This is a genomic window from Pseudoalteromonas sp. S1609, from assembly GCF_005887255.1.
Classification (GTDB): domain Bacteria; phylum Pseudomonadota; class Gammaproteobacteria; order Enterobacterales; family Alteromonadaceae; genus Pseudoalteromonas.
In genome coordinates this window covers 12,515-31,819 of the sequence record NZ_PNDJ01000014.1, presented here as the reverse complement: position 1 = coordinate 31,819, position 19,305 = coordinate 12,515, and the positions used below count along the sequence as shown (strand labels likewise).

Here is a 19,305-nt window from a genome sequence, read left to right as displayed (position 1 = left end):
ATTTGTAACCTAGTGGGCTAAGTAAAAACCGAGCAACAAAGAGTAAATCGCCCCTAGGCAGAACCCTTCGGGCAGCGCCTGTTTGGCATTGATGCTGCGTTATCGCCTATTTATGGGGAATAACCACACGACATAGGCTCTGCCTTGCCTAAATACCAAACAGACTGCTGCAAATTTAACCTTGAAAGGTCAACAGACCCTAGTGGAAGCAGAAAAGCGTTATTTGAATACACAGCAAAAACACCTCAAAATTAAAAGCCGCTAAAACTTTCGACCTCTTTACTGCGTTGCTCTATTCTCTTTTTAGCTTTTTCAGCATCTTCAAACAGCTTATTAATTGATTCACTGTTGTATATCGCTGGTGCTCGCTGAGGAAAGGGCTTTACTGCTGATTTAGCACTGCCACTCAAAATGGCGGTATCTTCTGCAACCACGACATTAATATCGGCGGGGTTAAGCTTTACCACTTCGCTTTTACCATTCTTATTTGGCACATCTGAGAAATGCCATTGTCCTTGCTCGTCTTGCCATTTATAAATTGGCTTAGGAGTTTCTGTCTCAAAGTTAGCCGCTGTGGTGATCGCTGAGGTAATGCTATCTAACGCACCAGATGAAAGCGCTACCATTTCATTTTTAATCTCTGCTGATTCACTATGAATAACAGAGGTACTTAACCAAGGCTGGCCATTTGGCTTTTTTATAAAAAATAATAAGACTACAGCTAATATCATCACTGACATTGCTAAATAGGTGAAGTATTTCATAGCGTTCCTGCTGTGTGTTTAATCCATCATCACAACCAATATAATAAAAAAGAACCAATTCAGCAAATATTAAACAACAAAAAACGCAGCAAAGGCTGCGTTTTTTTGATTTTATAGCTTTGAATAATAATATAATTAAATACCATCTCCATCTATATGTAAGCCACACTCACGGTTCAAGCCAAAAAAGCGGGTTTCCTCTTCACTCATGCCGGGCTCTAATTTACGCGTGGTATGTATATCCCCCATCGACACATAACCCTGCTCCCATAATGGGTGGTATGGCAAATTGTGCTTTGTTAGATACTGATATACATCGCGATTATTCCATTCAATAATGGGATATACTTTTACCGTGCCTCGGCTTATTTCTAGTACTTGCTTTTCAGCACGGCTTGAGGATTGGTCTCGACGTAGGCCACTAAACCAAGTGCTCGCATTTAGCTCCTTTAAAGCGCGTGTCATTGGCTCTACTTTATTAAGCTGGTTGTATTGCTTAATACCTGCCTCACCTAGCTCCCATAATTTTCCAAATTTAGCCTCTTGCCATGCAGGGCTCAGCTGCGCTTTATACACTTTTAAGTTAAGTGATAACTGCGAAGTCATTTGCTCTATAAACTGATAGGTTTCTGGAAATAAGTAGCCAGTATCTGTTAATACCACAGGTATACCGGGGCGCTGTGCAGTCATTAAGTGCAACATTACTGCAGCTTGGATACCAAAACTCGATGATAAAAACGCAGTGTCAGGCAAATTTTCAAGTGCCCATGCAACGCGCTGCTCTGCGCTCATGTCAGCCAGCAAACCGTTCGCATCAGCTAACATAGCCTGTTGGCTTTGCTTATCTAGCTGTAATATGTTTTTAAATTCACTCATGGTCAACTTTAAACCTCACCAGCGCTTTGCGCTGCTTTTAAATTATGCGTAAAAATCGGTAACGGATACTTTTACTTCTGTAACAATACCTTTGCGAATAACAAAATCACCAAAACATTCGCCATCATTACGCTCACTAACCCATTGCCCAATGAGTTTATCGAATGCTTCTAAGTAAACCTCTTCGCCAACATTTTCAAGGTAAAGCTTTGGAATACGTGTACCCTCAGTATTCCCCCCAAGGTAAACGTTGTACTTACCTGGGCCTTTGCCGACCAAGCCTGCTTCTGCTAGCATGGCACGACCACAGCCATTCGGACAACCAACTACACGCATAATAATGCTGTCATTTGGCACTCCGTGTTTGGCTAATAAGCCTTCTATTTTTTCAATTAAACTCGGTAAGTAACGCTCAGCTTCGGCCATAGCTAATGGGCAAGTTGGCAATGCCACACATGCCATTGAATTTTTGCGTTGCTCAGTGTCCTTATCGTCAATCAAACCATGATTGCGGGCTATTTCTTCAATTACTGCTTTTTGATCGGCCGGTACACCCGCAATAATTAAGTTTTGATTTGCCGTCATGCGAAAATCACCTTGATGAATTTCTGCAATTTTGCGACACCCTGTTTTAAGCGGCTTATCTGGGTAGTCTAAAATACGACCGCTTTGAATAAATAAGGTTAAGTGGTGCTTACCATCAATGCCTTCTACCCAACCAATACGATCCCCTCGGTGAGTAAACTCATAAGGGCGGCTTGGTGCAAAGTTCACGCCTGCGCGCTTTTCAACTTCAGCTTTGAATACATCAGTACCAACACGATCGAGTGTGTATTTAGTTTTTGCATTTTTACGATTTGAGCGGTTGCCCCAATCACGCTGAACAGATACCACGTGCTCAGCAATTTTTAACGTATCTTCTAGGCTAATAAAGCCAAAGTCGTCCGCTTTACGTGGATAGGTTGCTGTATCGCCATGAGTCATAGCCAAACCACCACCCACAAGTACGTTAAAACCAACGAGTTTGCCATCCTCAGCAATCGCCACAAAGTTTAAATCGTTAGCATGTACGTCCACCTCATTGTTAGGTGGGATCGTCACTGTAGTTTTAAACTTACGCGGTAAATACGTTGAACCTAAAATAGGCTCTTCTGTAGTTTCAGATTTTTCGCCATTGAGCCAAATTTCAGCGTATGCCTTCGTTTTAGGTAATAAGTGTTCAGAAATTTTTGCCGCCCACTCGTAGGCCTCTTGATGTAACTCAGACTCAACCGGATTGGTAGTACATAATACATTACGGTTAACATCACCGGCGGTGGCAATAGAATCAATTCCAACACTATTAAGCAATTGGTGCATACCTTTAATTTCAGGTTTTAATACACCATGAAACTGAAATGTTTGGCGAGTAGTTAAACGAATACTGCCATAACTGGTTTTATCACCAGCAAATTTATCAATTGCAAGCCATTGCTCTGGCTTAATAATACCGCCAGGCATACGTGCGCGTAGCATCACATTATGCAGTGGCTCTAGCTTTTGTTTAGCACGTTCAGGACGTATATCGCGGTCATCTTGCTGGTACATGCCGTGAAAACGAATTAACTGAAAATTATCAGCGGTAAAACCACCGGTGATCTCGTCTTTTAAATCTTGCTCTATGGTGCCACGTAAAAAGTTGCTTTCTCTTTTCAAACGCTCGTTATCAGAAAGCTTTACGTTTTTATCTTGTTCGCTCATGTTTAATCCTAAATTTGTTACAGTGACGGCTGTTAGCGTTACTTTTTATAAAGTAAACAATGTGTACTTAGTACACGTCTTTCTGATAGCGATTTGCGCTTCTTAAGTCTTTTAAGTACTGCTCTGCGTCTTCATAGCTTTTACCGGTGTTTTCGCTAATAATATCAACTAAGGCATTGTGTACATCTTTTGCCATGCGGTTAGCGTCGCCACACACATAAAAATGAGCGCCCGCTTCTAACCAATCAAATACTTCTTTTGAGTTTTTACGTAACTTGTCTTGTACATAGACTTTTTCTGCTTGGTCACGGCTAAACGCTACATCAATCTTACTTAGTAAACCTGACTTTAAGTATCCTTGAATTTCTACTTGGTACAAGAAGTCTTGAGTAAAGTGTGGGTTACCAAAAAACAGCCAGTTTTTACCTGTTGCTTCTCGTGCATCACGTTCTTGTAAAAAGGCGCGAAATGGCGCAATACCAGTACCTGGACCAACCATAATAATTGGTGTGTCATCACTTACTGGTAAGCGGAAGTTATCGTTATGTTCACTGAACACTTTTACTTTACAGCCTTCTTCTGCGCGGCGTGCTAAGTACCCTGAACAACCACCTAAGTGCTCTGTGCCAAACGCTTCAAACTCAACTAATGCAATAGTTAAGTGCACCTCATCTTCAACCTCAGCTTGGCTAGAGGCAATTGAATATAAACGTGCTTGTAATTTACGCAGGCAATCAACTAGTGTTTGCGCTTCTAATTTAGCTGGGTTTTGTGCAACCACATCAAAGATTTGACGAGGCTCAATGTATTCGCGCATTGCGCCTTTATCTTCTACTAGTTTAAGCAGCTCAGGCGTGCCTGTAGCCGTGGCGTACTTTTCAACAAACCCAGGGTAGGATTGTGTTAGCTCTAGTTTTTCAATTAAGGCATTACGTATGCTGAGTTCTTCATCGCCAAGTTTAACGCGGCTAGTTGGATCAATTTGTGTTTGCGCTAGTAGCTCATCTACACGGGCTTCATCATTTAAAAAGTAAATGCCGAGTGAATCACCAGGTGTATACGTAATGTCTGACCCTTCTAGTGAAATTTCAACATGGCGTACATCTTTGGTTGAATCACGACCGGTAATTTTTTGCACTAAGCTTAGCTCTGCCGCAAACGGATTTTGCTTTGTGTACTGACTAGCCGCTGCTGCAGGAGCGCCAAATGGCATTGATACAACTTGACCGCTAGTTGCATCTTGCAGGGCTTTTAAGTCTGGTTCAAACGCATTTAATGCGCCCTCAATCCAAGTGGCTGCTTCGTCATCATAATCAACGTCTAGGTCGGCGCGTTGATGAATAACCTCCGCACCTAATTTAGTTAAACGCTCTTCAAAGTCTTTAGCGGTTTGGCAGAAAAATTCATAGCTAGAATCACCTAAGCCTAATACTGCAACTTTGACACCATCAAGCTTTGGCGCTTTTTTAGTAATTAAAAATTCATACAGTGTTTCAGCGTCTTCTGGTGGCTCACCCTCGCCGTAAGTCGATACAACCACGGTTAGAAACTTTTCTTTTTTCAGGGCAGTCGGTTTGTAATCTGACATGCTAACTAGCTTTGTTGCTAAGCCGCGAGACTCAGCTTGCTCTTTAAGTTTAGTCGCAACCGCTTTAGCATTACCTGTTTGTGAACCATATAAAATGGTCAGTGCTGCCGCCTCCGAGGTTGCAGGTGCACCTGAAGCTGGTGCGCCTAGCGCTGCAGAATTAGCATTAGCAGCTAAGTAGCCGCTAACCCAGGCTTGCTGAATTGGATTAAGCTCAGCCACTAAACCTTGTAGCTTTTGTACTTGCTCTTGCGAAAGCGGACTTGCTAGCGCATTGAGTTGACCTAACAACATGAATTTTTCCTCATAACCCTGAACGTTAAACACAATGCTTGTTCACATTGTTTAAAATGAGTGCCACCTCACTCAGAAAGTTCTGTTGAGGTTAATTGAGTATGCAGGATAGCCGCCTAAGCATAGATAAAAAAAGAATAGAATCTGCTTTGATATTCCATTTAGTTATTAAGTTATCTAAAAACCTACGAAATAGGCCTAAAAGGGTTTTATTGCCTTTTATGAAATTTTAATTTAACAATTTTGTAACTTTAATGTTCTAAGGTATATTACGCAAAAATATAAATAGGAACACCTATGTTACACGGTATATATAAAAACAAATTACTTTTGAGCACCTTGTTATTATCCTCATTACCCGCGATGGCTAATGTGGTTAATGGCAACTTTGAACAATACAGTGGCAACACCCCAGATGCGTGGACAGTGATTGATAGCGGTATTAACGTATCTGCCAACAGCACAGTCGTAAGCACAGGCTCACAAGCAGCAGCGATTAGCGTTAATACAGGCACACAAAGCAATACTGATTTTTTGCAGCAAGTCGCAGTTGAAATGGGTAAAACTTATGAGTTCTCAGTGGATGTGTATCATACCGAAGGCCATCTTAAGGCGCGTTTGTTGATAGATGGTTATCAAGGCTATTCAAATCCAGCACAAACCAACCAATGGCAAACCATAACTTACAGCTACACCGCTGATAGTAGTAAAACCATTGATGTCGGCTTACGCTTTTATGATACAACGGGATTTGATGGTAGCGAGTTAGTTTATATTGATAACTTCTTGCCTAACAATGACAGCAGTGGCTCTTCAAGCTGCGCAGATAACAGCCTTACTTTTAGCCTAACCACAGATAACTACGGCGAAGAAACCAGCTGGCAAATAGCGCACAACCAAACCGGTGTCGTTGCAAGCGGAAGTGGGTATGCGGCAAACACCCAATATACCGAACAATTATGCGTAACCGATGGTGAGTATACATTTACTATTAATGACAGCTATGGCGATGGTATTTGCTGTTCATATGGCAGTGGTAGCTACGCCTTGAATAATGAAAGCACATTGCTCGCCAGTGGAGCTAGTTTTCAAACAACCGAAGCTACCGCTTTCTCATTAGGAAGCACTGAGCCAACACCGACGCCAACCGGCTACTATGTGACAACTCAAGGCTTGTCTGGTTACACGCTAAAAACTGAGCTTTATAATATTATTAATAATCATAGTGCTCAGGGGTATTCCGCTATTTGGAATTTTTACGACGCATCGGCGCGTGATAAATACTATGAAAACGATAATAGTATTTTAGATATGTACAGCGAGAAGCCCAATGGCTCTGATAGCTACACATACACAGCTGTTAGCGATCAATGTGGCACCTACAGTGGTGAGGCAGATTGCTACAACCGAGAGCATTCGTTCCCTAAAAGTTGGTTTGGTGGAAAAGTTGAACCGATGAACTCTGATGTTCATCATATTTACGCCACTGACGGTTATGTAAATTCAAAACGAAGCAACTTCCCATTCGGTGAAGTAGCAAGCGCTTCGTTTACCTCAACCAACGGCAGTAAATTAGGCTCTGCAAGTAATACGATTAATTACAACGGTACTGTGTTTGAACCTATTGATGAATTTAAAGGTGACTTTGCTCGTGCTTATTTTTACATGGCAACCCGTTATCAAAACGTAATTGGTGCTTGGCAAAATAACACCGCAGCTAGTAATGACGTGCTTAATGGCACCAGTACCCAAGTATTTGAAAGCTGGGTTGTGGCCATGCTGTTAAAGTGGCATAACAACGATCCTGTTAGCCAAATGGAATTAGACCGCAACCAAGCAGCGTTTGAATTTCAGGGAAATCGTAACCCGTATATTGATCATCCTGAATTTGTAGAGATGATTTGGTAAACGGGCTTCCGGCTTCGCAGAAAACACAAGCCTTTGCTTACGCAGAGGCTTTTTATTATAAACTGCGCATTATAATTACTAATAAGTACATAACACATCTTAAAAATTGGAGTAAAACCAAGATCCAGATATCTAGCAATATAAGCCTAAACCTCAGTAGAAAAATAAGTGCTTACTAGCACTTCAGCTATTACTATTATTGCTTTTTAAAACTAGCTAGACCCAGCTCTTCTGATTCATATCGTGTTCCGGTTAACTTTATTAACCAAACACTATCGATAAAAGTACGGCTAAAATATACAGCTTGACCACTGGGAATGTTAGGCATAAAAGACGTTATCGATTGCCATTGGCCATCTGTTTTATCTTTTAACTTCATCGATGCATTGAAAAACGATCCATCTTCGTTTGCTTTTATCTCAAGTGATGTTAGTTGTTTTTTATCCCCTATTTCTATTTGTGCACTCTCGTTTAATAGAGCTAATAGCATTGGTTGGTGAATTGGAGTCAATGAATTTAGTGTTTCAGAAATTTTACTATCAATTGTTATTTCATTTTTCAATTTATAAATATCGGCTTTAACTGCAAAAACAGGTTCAGCATTAGTTTGATAACTTACAAAGAATAAAGCGATGGAGCTAAGTAATAAATAAACGTGTTTTTTCATAATACAATATATCCTTTCGTTAGTTTGAGAATACTAGCATAATTTAAAGTAGCCCATAAAAATCGCTAATCTATTAATATTCATGATATTCTTTTATTCATTCGCATGAATATAGGCATGACCTCTATCTCTGGCTTAGCTAATTAGTGATAATAATGTGGCTGCAATTAAGAAGAGAATATGGGTATGCAATCGCTAGGAAAAGAATTAAAACGTCTTCGATCAGACAAAAAATGGACTCAAGCATTTGCTGCACGTGAAATAGGCATCCAACAGTCTTACTTATCAAAACTAGAGAATGGCCAATTCATTCCTTCTCCCGAAGTAATCGAAAAGCTAAAGCGATGCTATGGCGAAGCATGTTTTGATTGCTATTTACCTGTAACAACATCAACCAAAGTGCCACTGAAAAAACTGCCTATTTTGAGTTTTACGCTATTAATAATTAGCCTTATGGTTTGGCTATGTGCAACGTATGAAATTTTTTATGCTGAAACCTACTTTACTTATCAGGCAAAGCAAGAAGATTTTTTAGCGTTTAATGTCACTCAGCAATACCAAGGCGAACGTTTTATTGAGGGGGACGTGACCTATCAAATTGTAGGCGAAAGGCAAGTCAGTAGAGTTGAAAACCGCTTTCTAATTGTAACTTCCACAGTATGCATTTTATTATCTATTGTTGCAGCTCTACTCTCGCAAAGTCATAGGTTTGGTAAATTATAAAGCTGTTATTTAGTTGCTCTTGGCAATTACTCCAGTATTACTCTACCTCCAAAATCTATGCTGTCGTATATCAGAAATTTTAACACGATTAACGTCAGATTCAATCACTCAAATTGATAAAGTATTAGGACAATTACGTATTCATGGCGTGCTTTTTCTCGAGTGCTCTAGACTAAAAACCCAAGCTACGGCCCTCAAATTCACTCCGAGCAGTTGACGGCTTACAGCTTTTTTAAACGCAAAAAAAACCCCAGCAAAAGCTGGGGTTTCTTATAAAAACAGACTTAATTAAAAATTAAGCTTGTTTTGGACGTTCAACAACATCTACCAAAGTCCAAGATTTGTTCTTAGAAATTGGTGCACATTCACGGATAGTAACTACGTCACCCGCTTTTGCAGTGTTATTTTCGTCATGTACGTGTAACTTAGTCGTACGTTTGATGAATTTCCCATAGATTGGGTGCTTCACGTAACGTGCGATAGCAACAGTGAAAGATTTTTCCATCTTGTCGCTGATTACACGGCCTTGAAGAGTACGAATTTTATCGCTCATTATTGACCTGCCTTCTGGTTAATAATTGTTTTTACACGCGCGATATCGCGACGTACTGTTCTTAGCGTGTGTGTCTGAGCTAGCTGACCAGTGCTTGCTTGCATGCGCAGGTTAAACTGCTCACGAAGAAGACCTAGAAGTTCAGCATTAAGCTCTTCTACGCTTTTATCTTTTAGTTCGTTTGCTTTCATCACATTACCGTCCGAGTTACGAAAGTTGTTTTGAATGGCAGCTTACGAGCAGCAAGGTTAAACGCTTCACGAGCAAGCTCTTCTGAAACACCTTCCATTTCGTAAAGTACTTTACCAGGCTGAATTTCAGCAACCCAATATTCAACAGAACCTTTACCTTTACCCATACGAACTTCAAGAGGCTTTTCTGTGATCGGCTTGTCAGGGAAGACACGGATCCAGATTTTACCTTGACGTTTCACGTGACGTGTCATAGCACGACGAGCTGCTTCGATTTGACGAGCAGTCATGCGGCCACGACCAGTAGCTTTCAAACCGAAAGTACCGAAGCTTACTTTGTTACCGTTTTGCGCTAGACCACGGTTGCGGCCTTTATGCATTTTACGGAATTTTGTACGTTTTGGCTGTAACATTACTCGCTACCTCTACTTAGCACTTTTTTTGGCTTTCTTTGGTGCGCGTTTAGCTGGCTTCTCTTGCTCTTGTACTAGTGGTAAACCACCAATAACTTCGCCTTTGAAGATCCAAACTTTAACACCAATGATACCGTAAGTGGTTAAGGCTTCAGAAGTTGCGTAGTCGATATCAGCACGAAGAGTATGTAGAGGTACACGACCTTCACGATACCATTCTGAACGTGCGATTTCTGCGCCGCCAAGACGACCGCTAACTTCAACTTTAATCCCTTTAGAACCGATGCGCATTGCATTTTGTACCGAACGCTTCATAGCGCGACGGAACATAACACGACGCTCTAGCTGAGAGGCAATGCCGTCTGCTACTAGTTGTGCATCTAGTTCTGGTTTACGTACTTCAGAAATATTAATCTGAGCAGGTACACCAGCGATTTTAGTTACCGCTTGACGTAATTTTTCTACGTCTTCGCCTTTTTTACCGATAACAACACCCGGACGAGCCGTGTGAATAGTTACTCGGATAGATTTTGCTGGACGCTCAATAACGATTTTAGACACAGAAGCCGCTTTCAATTCCTTAGTAAGGAATGTACGTACTTTGTGATCGCCAAAAAGCTGTGCAGAGAAATCTTTTGAATTCGCGTACCAGGTAGAAACCCAAGGTTTAGATATACCTAGGCGAATACCAGTAGGATGAACTTTTTGTCCCATTACTTATATCTCCTAGCTATCTGAAACCACAACAGTGATGTGGCTTGTACGCTTAAGGATGCGGTCTGCGCGTCCTTTAGCACGTGGCATAATACGTTTCATTGTTGGACCATCGTCCACAAAGATCGTTGTTACACGTAGCTCATCAATGTCAGCACCTTCGTTATGCTCTGCGTTAGCAATAGCAGACTCAAGTACTTTCTTAACTAATACAGCCGCTTTTTTCGGGCTGTACGCCAGGATTTCTAGTGCGCGATCGACAGGTAACCCGCGGATCTGATCTGCAACTAGACGTGCTTTTTGCGCCGAACCAGAGGCGAATTTATGTTTAGCTAATGCTTGCATTTATCTTCCCCTCTTAACGTTTCTTCGCTTTCTTATCCGCAGCATGGCCACGGTAAGTGCGAGTTGGTGCAAATTCACCTAGTTTGTGACCGATCATTTCGTCAGAAACGAAAACTGGTACATGCTGGCGACCATTATGGACAGCAATGGTCAATCCGATCATGTTAGGTATGATCATTGAACGACGGCTCCAAGTTTTAATTGGCTTCTTTTCACCGCTTTCCAAAGCTTTCTCTACCTTCTTCAGCAAGTGTAGGTCTATAAAAGGACCCTTCTTGAGAGAGCGTGGCATGGCTATTCCTCAATATTACTTAGTACGACGACGTACTATAAATTTATCCGTACGCTTGTTCTTACGCGTCTTAGCACCTTTAGTCGGTTTACCCCATGGAGACACAGGATGACGACCACCAGATGTACGACCTTCACCACCACCGTGTGGGTGATCAACCGGGTTCATGGCAACACCACGAACTGTCGGACGAATACCACGCCAGCGATTTGCACCTGCTTTACCAAGTGAACGAAGCATATGCTCAGCATTGCCTACTTCACCTAGCGTAGCACGACAATCAGACTCAACTTTACGAACTTCGCCTGAACGAAGACGTAATGTTACATATTGACCATCACGAGCAAGGATTTGAACGTATGCACCAGCAGAGCGTGCGATTTGAGCACCTTTACCTGGTTTTAATTCTACGTTGTGAACAGTCGAACCTACAGGCATATTACGCATTGGTAATGCATTACCAGGTTTGATTGGTGCATCAACACCAGACTGGATTGCATCGCCAGCTTTTAAGCCTTTAGGTGCGATAATGTAACGACGCTCACCGTCTGCATATAATACAAGAGCGATGTTTGCGCTACGATTTGGATCATATTCTAAACGCTCAACTGTGGCTGGAATGCCATCTTTAGTACGTTTAAAATCGATTAAACGGTAATGCTGCTTATGACCACCACCGATATGACGAACCGTAATACGACCATTGTTATTACGACCACCTGATTTAGAGTTTTTCTCTAATAGTGGTGCGTAAGGTTTACCCTTATGTAAATCTGGGTTAACCACTTTAACTAGGTGACGACGACCCGCAGAAGTTGGCTTACACTTTTGAAGTGCCATAATTCTAACTCCCCTTATTACTCGGCGCCGCCGACAAAGTCCAGCTCGCTACCTTCTTTAAGAGTAACGTAAGCTTTCTTCCAGTCGCTACGACGACCGAAACGCATGCCAGTACGTTTTGTTTTACCCTTAACGTTAAGTGTGCGAACACCAGTTACTTCTACTTCAAAAAGCTTCTCAACTGCCGCTTTAACTTCAGCTTTAGTTGCGTCATTTGCTACTTTAAAAACAATAGTATTGTTTTCTTCAGCAGCGATTGTGCTTTTTTCAGAGATGTGTGGAGCAAGGATCACTTTTAAAAGACGTTCTTCACGGATCATGCTAGCGCCTCCTCAAGTTGCTTAACAGCAGCAGCTGTAATTAGTACCTTATCGAAAGCAATTAAGCTTACAGGATCGATACCAGCTACATCACGTGTGTCAACCTTGTACAGGTTACGTGCCGATAAGAAAAGATTTTCATCTACTTCTTCAGTCACGATAAGAACATCTTTAAGCTCAAGTTCTTTAAGCTTAGCAACTAGTTCTTTAGTTTTTGGTGCTTCAAGACCAAAACTCTCAACAACGATTAAACGCTCTTGACGAACTAATTCAGATAAGATGCTTTTGATCGCACCACGGTACATTTTACGGTTTACTTTTTGGCTGTGGTCTTGTGGTTTAGCTGCGAAGCTAACGCCACCTGAACGCCAAATTGGACTACGGATTGTACCAGCACGTGCACGGCCAGTACCTTTTTGAGCCCATGGTTTTTTACCACCACCGCTTACTTCAGAACGTGTCTTCTGAGCACGAGTACCTTGACGAGCACCTGCTGCGTATGCAACAACTACTTGGTGTACTAATGCTTCGTTAAACTCACGTCCAAAAGTAGCTTCAGAAACTTCAAGAGCGCCAGAAGCGTCTTTAATTGCTAATTCCATCACTAAATCTCCAGGACTTATGCTTTAACAGCTGGTTTAACGATAACGTCACCGCCGATAGCGCCAGGTACTGCACCTTTAACTAAAAGCAGGTTACGCTCAGCGTCAACGCGAACTAGTTCAAGGTTCTGAGTTGTTACTTGCTCATTACCCATTTGACCGGCCATTTTCTTACCTTTAAACACCTTACCAGGTGATTGGTTTTGACCGATTGAACCAGGAGCACGGTGAGATAGAGAGTTACCATGTGTAGCGTCTTGCATGCTGAAATTCCAGCGCTTAACACCACCTTGGAAACCTTTACCTTTAGAAGTACCGGTTACGTCAACTTTGTTGATTTCGTTGAATAATTCAACAGTAAGCTCAGAGCCTACTTCAAAATCGCCTTCACCACCATTTAGGCGGAATTCCCACAGACCGCGACCCGCTTCAACACCAGCTTTAGCGAAGTGACCCGCTGTTGCTTTGTTTACACGGCTTGCTTTTTTAGTGCCTGCGGTTACTTGAAGCGCGTTATAACCGTCTGTTGCGTCAGATTTGATCTGAGCAATGCGGTTAGGAGTCGCTTCAATAACTGTCACAGGGATAGATACACCATCTTCAGTGAAGATACGTGTCATACCCACTTTACGACCGACTAGACCTAATGCCATTTTCCTAAAACCTCTCTAATCTTCCGATTAACCCAGGCTGATTTGAACATCAACACCAGCAGCAAGGTCTAAACGCATAAGTGCGTCTACAGTCTTGTCTGTTGGTTCTACGATGTCGATCAGACGTTTATGGGTGCGGATCTCGTACTGATCACGCGCGTCTTTATTAACGTGCGGTGATGTAAGTACAGTAAAACGTTCAAAGCGTGTAGGTAGTGGAATTGGACCACGTACTTGTGCGCCAGTGCGTTTCGCAGTTTCCACGATTTCCGCCGTTGATTGGTCAATCAAACGGTGGTCAAAAGCTTTTAGGCGAATACGAATGCGTTGATTTGACATTCTTAAACCTCAATATAAAGAGCATTTAAAGAGCATAAAAAAACGACCGAAACAATCTTAATAATTAAGATGCCGGTTGTTTGATTATATCTACGTTGAGTTCCAAATCGGAACTCCTGTTTATTAGCTTGAAATCCAAGCTTAATTTATTCTTTCTTGTTCCCGAGGGAATTTTGAAAGCCTGCGTATTATAATGATACTGGTGATAAATGCAACAACTATTTAGACATAATTACTTTGTTATTGTCGTTTAAAAAATAGCTAAGTTTATTAATAGTGAACGCAATGGAAGTGATGATGTCTTTATAATGTCATAGCTTGTCGATTAATCTGCAGGGGATTTTTTAGATATTATGTTATCCTATGCGCTAATTTTGCTGTTATATACCCATATTGGTTTGGGTAACTACTCTCTTATGGTGAGTCAATGCGTATTTTAAATTATGGTTTAAATCTTATCTCTGGTGGTATCAGCCGCTTGTTTGTTAAAAGCAAAGTACTGCCTGAAAAGCCTTTAGAGCAATTTGAGTTAAATCCTAAAAACCCGACATTCTATATAGTGCGTTTAAACTCACGCTTTGATCTAGCGGCACTGGCCCGTGTTTGTAAACGAAATGGTTTACCGGACCCAACCGAGCAGCAAATATTAGGTGACGAGACGTTAGATCGCTTTATCGGCATTAAAAACCCTCCCCCGCTATTTGGTGATAAAGAAAAGTCTACCAATGCATTAGCGCAAGGCAAACACATTGTTGAGCACTTATTAAATAGTGGCCAAAAAAATGTGCAAGTGGTGCCCGTGACTATTTTATGGGGCCGATCGCCAGGTAAAGAAAAACCCGGACTAAGCACTTTACTTTCGCACTCACTAACGCCCAGCTGGTTTAGAAAAATTTTTGTGGTGCTTTTTTCAGGTAGAGATAACTTTATTCGATTTAGCCAACCACTCGACTTATCTTTATTGGTTAATGAAAAAGCCGACGTTAATGAACTTCCTCATAAGCTGTTGCGTGTAGCTCTAGTTCACTTTAAACGTCAAAAGCTGGCTGCAACAGGGCCTAAAATCCCATCTCGTGATCAGTTATTTAGCTCACTACTGGCATCACCCACAATTAAAAAAGCTATTCAAACCGAGGCTTCTGAAAAAAACATCAGCCAAGCTCAGGCGCGACAAAACGCCTTAAAGCTACTTGATGAAATCGCCGCTAATTACAGCGATGCCACAATTCGCGTTGCTGATCGCATATTAACGTGGCTTTGGAATAAGCTTTATAATGGCATTGACATAAGGTACACCGAGCAAATTCATGACCTAACCAATAAAGGCCATGAAATAATCTACATGCCTTGTCATCGTAGTCATATGGATTACTTGCTACTAACCTACTCTATTTATCATCAAGGCCTTGTACCACCGCATATTGCTGCAGGGATTAACCTTAACTTTTTCCCTGCAGGTGGCATATTCCGCCGCAGTGGTGCATTTTTTATTCGTCGCTCATTTGCTGGTAACAAACTCTACTCAGCAGTATTTAAAGAATACTTAAGCCAGTTATTTATAAAAGGTTACTCGGTTAAGTTTTATACCGAAGGTGGCCGCAGTAGAACCGGACGCTTACTCCCCCCAAAAACGGGTATGCTCGCCATGACGATGCAAGCTATGCTTCGTGGTATAGACCGCCCTGTATCAATTGTACCTGTGTATATTGGTTACGAACACGTAATGGAAATAAACACCTACTTAAAAGAGCTCGCGGGTAATGATAAAAAAGGCGAGTCGATATTAGGTATTTTTAAAGCAATTAAAAATTTGAAAAACTATGGTCGCGGGTATTTAAATTTTGGTGACCCGATTTCTATTAACCAATACCTAAATGACAACCAACCCGACTGGCGCGAGTCAATTCATGCTACCGACGTGCAAAAACCACAATGGCTAGGGCCGCAGGTGGCTAATCTTGCTGATCAGGTTATGGTTAAAATTAACAATGCCGCCGCACTTAACTCAGTTAACTTACTGGCGATGATACTGCTAGTAAACGATAAGCACGCATTGAGTAAACCTAAATTGCTAGCTCAGCTTGAGTTTTATTTGCGATTACAACGTGAAGCTAGCTACAGCAATAAAATAACCGCACCCGATGAAACGCCAGAGCAACTGCTAGAACACGCTTTAAAGTTGAATAAGTTTGATGTGATCAGTGACGAGTTTGGTGAAATTATTGCGATAAACGATAAAGAAAAAACCTTATTTAACTATTACCGTAATAACATTTTGCATATTTTTGCAGTACCTAGCTTAGTAGCTCTACATTTATTCAAGCAGCATCAAAGTACCGTTACTCACTGCCATCAATTGGTAAAATCATTTTATCCGTTATTCGCCAAAGAGTGGTACTTACAAGAGCTTGATGACAACTATGTGGCCCGCATTTTAACTAACTTTAGCGATCAAGGCTTAATTGAGCTTGATGGTGATAATATCAAAGTAACTCAAAGTAACGATAGCTTTGCCAAACTCGAAATGCTTGGTCGTGCATTGAGCTTTACTCTGCAACGTTATGCGATTGTAATTGGCTTTATTCAAACCAGCCAAGGTATTGCAAAAGCTGAACTAGAACGTGAAAGCTATGTGTTGGCACAGCGTTTGGGTACGTTACATGGTATTAAAACGCCGGAGTTTTTTGATAAGAAGGTACTTAGTAGTTTTATTTCCAATCTTCGCGAACAAAAGCTTATTAGTGAATCTGATAGCGGCTTACAAGGAAGCCAAGAGCTGTGCGAGACCTACAAGCAACTGCAAACACTGTTGCCAGCACGTATTTGGCAATCAATTACTGACATTGTTCACGCTCAATGTCAGTAACATACTCTTATTATCCACTGTATTGAATTAACTCAATATAGTGGATTTTAAAGAGTTAGCGCTGGCGCATTACCCCTTCTTGAATCGTCGAGGCAACTAAATTTCCTTGGCGGTCAAAAAACTGCCCACGTACCAGCCCTCGTCCCGAACTCGCGCTTGGGCTATCAATGGTATATAACATCCAATCATCCATTCTAAATGGACGATGAAACCACATAGCATGATCTATGGTCGCTACTTGCATATTCGGCTGCATAAACGACACACCATGTGGCTGCAGCGCGGTTGGTAAAAACTCAAAGTCAGACGCATACGCCAATAAGTAATTATGAATACGTTGATCGTCCGGCATATCGCCATTGGCTTTAAACCAAATATGTTTTACCGGTTCTAGGGCTTCAGGTTTAAAGGGGTTATGAAAGTTCACCGGACGCATTTCAATCGGCATTTCACGAATAAACTTATTACGGATTGCTTCAGGAATATGCTGTGCATTTTCTTGATAAAACTCTAACGAAGAACGCAGTTCTTCAGGAGCTGGAACATCAGGCATAGTGGCTTGATGCGATAACCCCTGCTCTTCACCTTGAAACGACGCTGTCATGTAAAAAATAGGTTTACCGTACTGAATCGCACTGACACGTCGAGTGCTAAAACTTTTACCATCACGTATAGTTTCTACATCGTACACAATCGGTTTTGCAGCGTCGCCTGGGCGTAAAAAATAAGAATGTAAGGAATGAACAATACGCCCAGCTGGTAGTGTTTCTTTAGCTGCTGAAAGCGCTTGCCCCATAACTTGACCGCCAAACACCGCTCTAAACCCTAAATCTTGGCTTTGTCCTCGATATAAACCTTGCTCAATTTCTTCAAGTGACAACAACGATAATAAATCATCTAATACTTGGCTCATTATTTCTTCCTCAATCCCCTAATTTATAAATGATACTATACAATAGTTAAAAAATACTAACTCACTGATTGAGGAAATCTAATATGGCATTTTGGCTTTTTAAAACCGAACCCGACGCCTTTTCAATTGATGACTTAAAGCAAGCGCCACAGCAAACAACGCTATGGGAAGGTGTACGCAACTACCAAGCGCGTAATTTTATTCGCGATGATGTAAAGCAAGGTGATTTAGTGATGATTTATCATTCTAGCTGTAAACAAGTTGGCGTTGCAGGGCTTGGTGTAGTTACTAAGGCTGCTTACCCTGATCCAACGCAATTTGATTTAAGTAGCGACTATTACGATGCTAAGGCAACCACTGAAAACCCTCGCTGGTTTGTGGTAGAAATAACTTATCAGGCGCATTTGAGTAGTTTAGTAAGCCTGCAAGCGATCAAAGCAAATACTGCTATAACTGATATAGCACTTAAAAAAGGCGGGCGTTTATCGGTCATGCCAGTGACCGAAAATGATTGGCATGAAATTTTAAATATGGCGAAATAAGCCACTAAAATAACTACATTTTCTTCATTAAAATAGTACTCCACCAGCGCAGCATGTCACCGCTCGATTTTCTTATGGAGCCAAATTTGTTATAATCTGCGGCTTGCTTTACTGGAGGAAAAATGAAATTACTGTATTGGTTGGATGAATGGTTAACTCTCAGCGATGATGAGAGGCAAGCAAAACTACCAGCCTCTGGTGGAGATTTACTCGGTGATGTGTATGTAAAGTATCACTTTGTTGACCTCAATAAACCCCTGCTTTTTACTTTTTCTCCTGCGGGCACCGATATACAAGAACGCGATCTAAATGAAGACTTTGCCCCTTGGGGCTATCATTTAGCGCAAAAGCAAGATGTTAATATTATTGCGTTTCAGCATTTGGGTAAAAGCAATTGGTTTCGTAACCGCAATTTAATCTTTTTTATTGAGCAGCTATCAACTTTACTCTCTCCTTTTAAAACTAAGTTAGGCTATGGGCTTAGCCGTGGCGGCTTTGCTGTGGGTGCATTTGCTAAGTTACTCAAACTCGATAAAGTACTGCTTTTCCATCCCGTTAGCACCAAAAACAAACTTATCGCCCCTTGGGATGACCGCTCAAGTACTGAAATTGCTCAGCAATATGACTGGCAAGGTGACTACCATGATTTAGATTTAGGGGATGCGAAGGGTTACATTATTTACGATCCAACCAATCGTATTGACCACCAACATGCTAAACGCTACAAACAGCTCACTCATTTACGCGTGTTTGGTATGGGTCACGGCACTCACGCTACTTACTTGAATAAGTTTGGCTTTTATAAACAAGTAGCGGTTGATTTTATTCGTGATCAGCAAATCGACATTGCGCAATTTAGGCTGCAAACAAAGACACTGCGTTTAAAAGAGGATTATTATAAAAAACTTAATAAAGCCAACGCTAAATCGGCACATCGCCAAGCGTTATTAAGTACCGCTCACACTATTTTAATCGACGAAAAAGCAGCGCACGTTAAAGAGCACCAAGAGAAAATTGATATTCAGCCTTTAATAGAGGTAGCTATTAAGCATCAAGACGAAAGCCCAAATGATGCCATTAAGCTATTAGAAGTTGCTCAACAACTCGTGCCCGACGACCCGCTCGTTGAGCATAAGCTGAAACAATTAGAATAAGAAAAAAA

At 41.4% G+C, this 19,305-nt stretch carries 22 protein-coding genes; 5 read left to right on the top strand and 17 right to left on the bottom strand.

Translation table 11 applies throughout. From position 1 onward, the window contains the following. Window positions 1-251 precede the first annotated feature (251 nt). From CWB76_RS05160 to CWB76_RS05145, 4 genes are all read right to left on the bottom strand, one after another. Window positions 252-764, bottom strand: coding sequence for a DUF4124 domain-containing protein (locus tag CWB76_RS05160; RefSeq protein ID WP_138605961.1), 513 nt, complete (start codon window positions 762-764; stop codon window positions 252-254). A 135-nt stretch (window positions 765-899) separates the two neighbouring features. Continuing rightward, complete coding sequence (locus tag CWB76_RS05155) at window positions 900-1,640, bottom strand: phosphoadenylyl-sulfate reductase (RefSeq protein ID WP_138605959.1); 741 nt, start codon at window positions 1,638-1,640, stop codon at window positions 900-902. Window positions 1,641-1,682: 42 nt separating this feature from the next. Then, the gene (gene cysI / locus CWB76_RS05150; protein ID WP_138605957.1) at window positions 1,683-3,380 is read right to left on the bottom strand and encodes an assimilatory sulfite reductase (NADPH) hemoprotein subunit; all 1,698 of its coding nucleotides are present in this window, start codon (window positions 3,378-3,380) and stop codon (window positions 1,683-1,685) included. Window positions 3,381-3,447: 67 nt separating this feature from the next. After that, window positions 3,448-5,262, bottom strand: coding sequence for an assimilatory sulfite reductase (NADPH) flavoprotein subunit (locus CWB76_RS05145; RefSeq protein WP_138605955.1), 1,815 nt, complete (start codon window positions 5,260-5,262; stop codon window positions 3,448-3,450). 297 nt (window positions 5,263-5,559) lie between these two features. Between CWB76_RS05145 and CWB76_RS05140 the strand changes: the two genes are divergently transcribed. Further along, a complete protein-coding gene (locus CWB76_RS05140; RefSeq protein WP_138605953.1) occupies window positions 5,560-7,170 on the top strand; it encodes an endonuclease in 1,611 nt (536 codons plus the stop codon). A 196-nt stretch (window positions 7,171-7,366) separates the two neighbouring features. On the opposite strand, the gene CWB76_RS05135 is transcribed toward CWB76_RS05140, so the two are convergent. After that, window positions 7,367-7,837, bottom strand: a complete 471-nt coding sequence (locus CWB76_RS05135) for a hypothetical protein (protein ID WP_008108359.1) — start codon at window positions 7,835-7,837, stop codon at window positions 7,367-7,369. A 186-nt stretch (window positions 7,838-8,023) separates the two neighbouring features. Here CWB76_RS05135 and CWB76_RS05130 point away from each other — a divergent pair, with 186 nt between their 5' ends. Then, window positions 8,024-8,560 (top strand): helix-turn-helix domain-containing protein, encoded by a 537-nt coding sequence (locus tag CWB76_RS05130; protein WP_171039592.1) that lies wholly within the window; start codon window positions 8,024-8,026, stop codon window positions 8,558-8,560. Between the two features lie 295 nt (window positions 8,561-8,855). On the opposite strand, the gene rpsQ is transcribed toward CWB76_RS05130, so the two are convergent. The 11 genes from rpsQ to rpsJ are packed head-to-tail and all read right to left on the bottom strand — an operon-like array spanning window position 8,856 to window position 13,822. After that, on the bottom strand, window positions 8,856-9,113 hold the full coding sequence (gene rpsQ, locus CWB76_RS05125; protein ID WP_013463780.1) for a 30S ribosomal protein S17: 258 nt from the start codon (window positions 9,111-9,113) through the stop codon (window positions 8,856-8,858). Then, complete coding sequence (rpmC, locus tag CWB76_RS05120) at window positions 9,113-9,304, bottom strand: 50S ribosomal protein L29 (RefSeq protein WP_008108355.1); 192 nt, start codon at window positions 9,302-9,304, stop codon at window positions 9,113-9,115. The genes rpsQ and rpmC overlap by 1 nt, the downstream gene beginning before the upstream one ends. Beyond that, window positions 9,304-9,717 carry a 50S ribosomal protein L16 gene (gene rplP, locus CWB76_RS05115; RefSeq protein ID WP_008108352.1) on the bottom strand — a complete coding sequence of 138 codons (414 nt, stop codon included), beginning with the start codon at window positions 9,715-9,717 and terminating at the stop codon, window positions 9,304-9,306. Before rplP ends, rpmC begins: the two co-directional genes overlap by 1 nt. A 12-nt stretch (window positions 9,718-9,729) precedes the next feature. Beyond that, window positions 9,730-10,431, bottom strand: a complete 702-nt coding sequence (gene rpsC / locus CWB76_RS05110; protein ID WP_008108350.1) for a 30S ribosomal protein S3 — start codon at window positions 10,429-10,431, stop codon at window positions 9,730-9,732. Window positions 10,432-10,443: 12 nt separating this feature from the next. Further along, complete coding sequence (gene rplV, locus CWB76_RS05105) at window positions 10,444-10,776, bottom strand: 50S ribosomal protein L22 (protein ID WP_004588690.1); 333 nt, start codon at window positions 10,774-10,776, stop codon at window positions 10,444-10,446. A 13-nt stretch (window positions 10,777-10,789) separates the two neighbouring features. Next, window positions 10,790-11,068: a 30S ribosomal protein S19 gene (gene rpsS / locus CWB76_RS05100; protein ID WP_004588689.1), complete on the bottom strand. Its 279-nt coding sequence runs from the start codon at window positions 11,066-11,068 to the stop codon at window positions 10,790-10,792. A gap of 15 nt (window positions 11,069-11,083) precedes the next feature. Beyond that, window positions 11,084-11,908, bottom strand: a complete 825-nt coding sequence (gene rplB, locus CWB76_RS05095; protein WP_007376192.1) for a 50S ribosomal protein L2 — start codon at window positions 11,906-11,908, stop codon at window positions 11,084-11,086. Between the two features lie 17 nt (window positions 11,909-11,925). After that, window positions 11,926-12,228 carry a 50S ribosomal protein L23 gene (rplW, locus tag CWB76_RS05090; RefSeq protein WP_008108343.1) on the bottom strand — a complete coding sequence of 101 codons (303 nt, stop codon included), beginning with the start codon at window positions 12,226-12,228 and terminating at the stop codon, window positions 11,926-11,928. After that, window positions 12,225-12,830, bottom strand: coding sequence for a 50S ribosomal protein L4 (gene rplD / locus CWB76_RS05085; protein WP_008108340.1), 606 nt, complete (start codon window positions 12,828-12,830; stop codon window positions 12,225-12,227). Before rplD ends, rplW begins: the two co-directional genes overlap by 4 nt. Before the next feature lie 17 nt (window positions 12,831-12,847). Next, window positions 12,848-13,483, bottom strand: coding sequence for a 50S ribosomal protein L3 (gene rplC / locus CWB76_RS05080; RefSeq protein ID WP_138605949.1), 636 nt, complete (start codon window positions 13,481-13,483; stop codon window positions 12,848-12,850). 27 nt (window positions 13,484-13,510) lie between these two features. After that, window positions 13,511-13,822, bottom strand: coding sequence for a 30S ribosomal protein S10 (rpsJ, locus tag CWB76_RS05075; RefSeq protein ID WP_002957900.1), 312 nt, complete (start codon window positions 13,820-13,822; stop codon window positions 13,511-13,513). A 427-nt stretch (window positions 13,823-14,249) separates the two neighbouring features. Between rpsJ and plsB the strand changes: the two genes are divergently transcribed. After that, the gene (plsB, locus tag CWB76_RS05070) at window positions 14,250-16,688 is read left to right on the top strand and encodes a glycerol-3-phosphate 1-O-acyltransferase PlsB (RefSeq protein ID WP_138605947.1); all 2,439 of its coding nucleotides are present in this window, start codon (window positions 14,250-14,252) and stop codon (window positions 16,686-16,688) included. A 55-nt stretch (window positions 16,689-16,743) separates the two neighbouring features. Here the strand turns inward: plsB and tesB are convergent, their stop codons facing one another. Further along, the gene (gene tesB, locus CWB76_RS05065; protein ID WP_010391943.1) at window positions 16,744-17,601 is read right to left on the bottom strand and encodes an acyl-CoA thioesterase II; all 858 of its coding nucleotides are present in this window, start codon (window positions 17,599-17,601) and stop codon (window positions 16,744-16,746) included. An 83-nt stretch (window positions 17,602-17,684) separates the two neighbouring features. Between tesB and CWB76_RS05060 the strand changes: the two genes are divergently transcribed. Together CWB76_RS05060 and CWB76_RS05055 are read left to right on the top strand one after the other, a co-directional pair. After that, window positions 17,685-18,143 carry an EVE domain-containing protein gene (locus tag CWB76_RS05060; protein WP_138570145.1) on the top strand — a complete coding sequence of 153 codons (459 nt, stop codon included), beginning with the start codon at window positions 17,685-17,687 and terminating at the stop codon, window positions 18,141-18,143. A gap of 122 nt (window positions 18,144-18,265) precedes the next feature. After that, window positions 18,266-19,297, top strand: coding sequence for a cytosolic protein (locus CWB76_RS05055; RefSeq protein ID WP_138605945.1), 1,032 nt, complete (start codon window positions 18,266-18,268; stop codon window positions 19,295-19,297). Window positions 19,298-19,305: the final 8 nt, after the last annotated feature.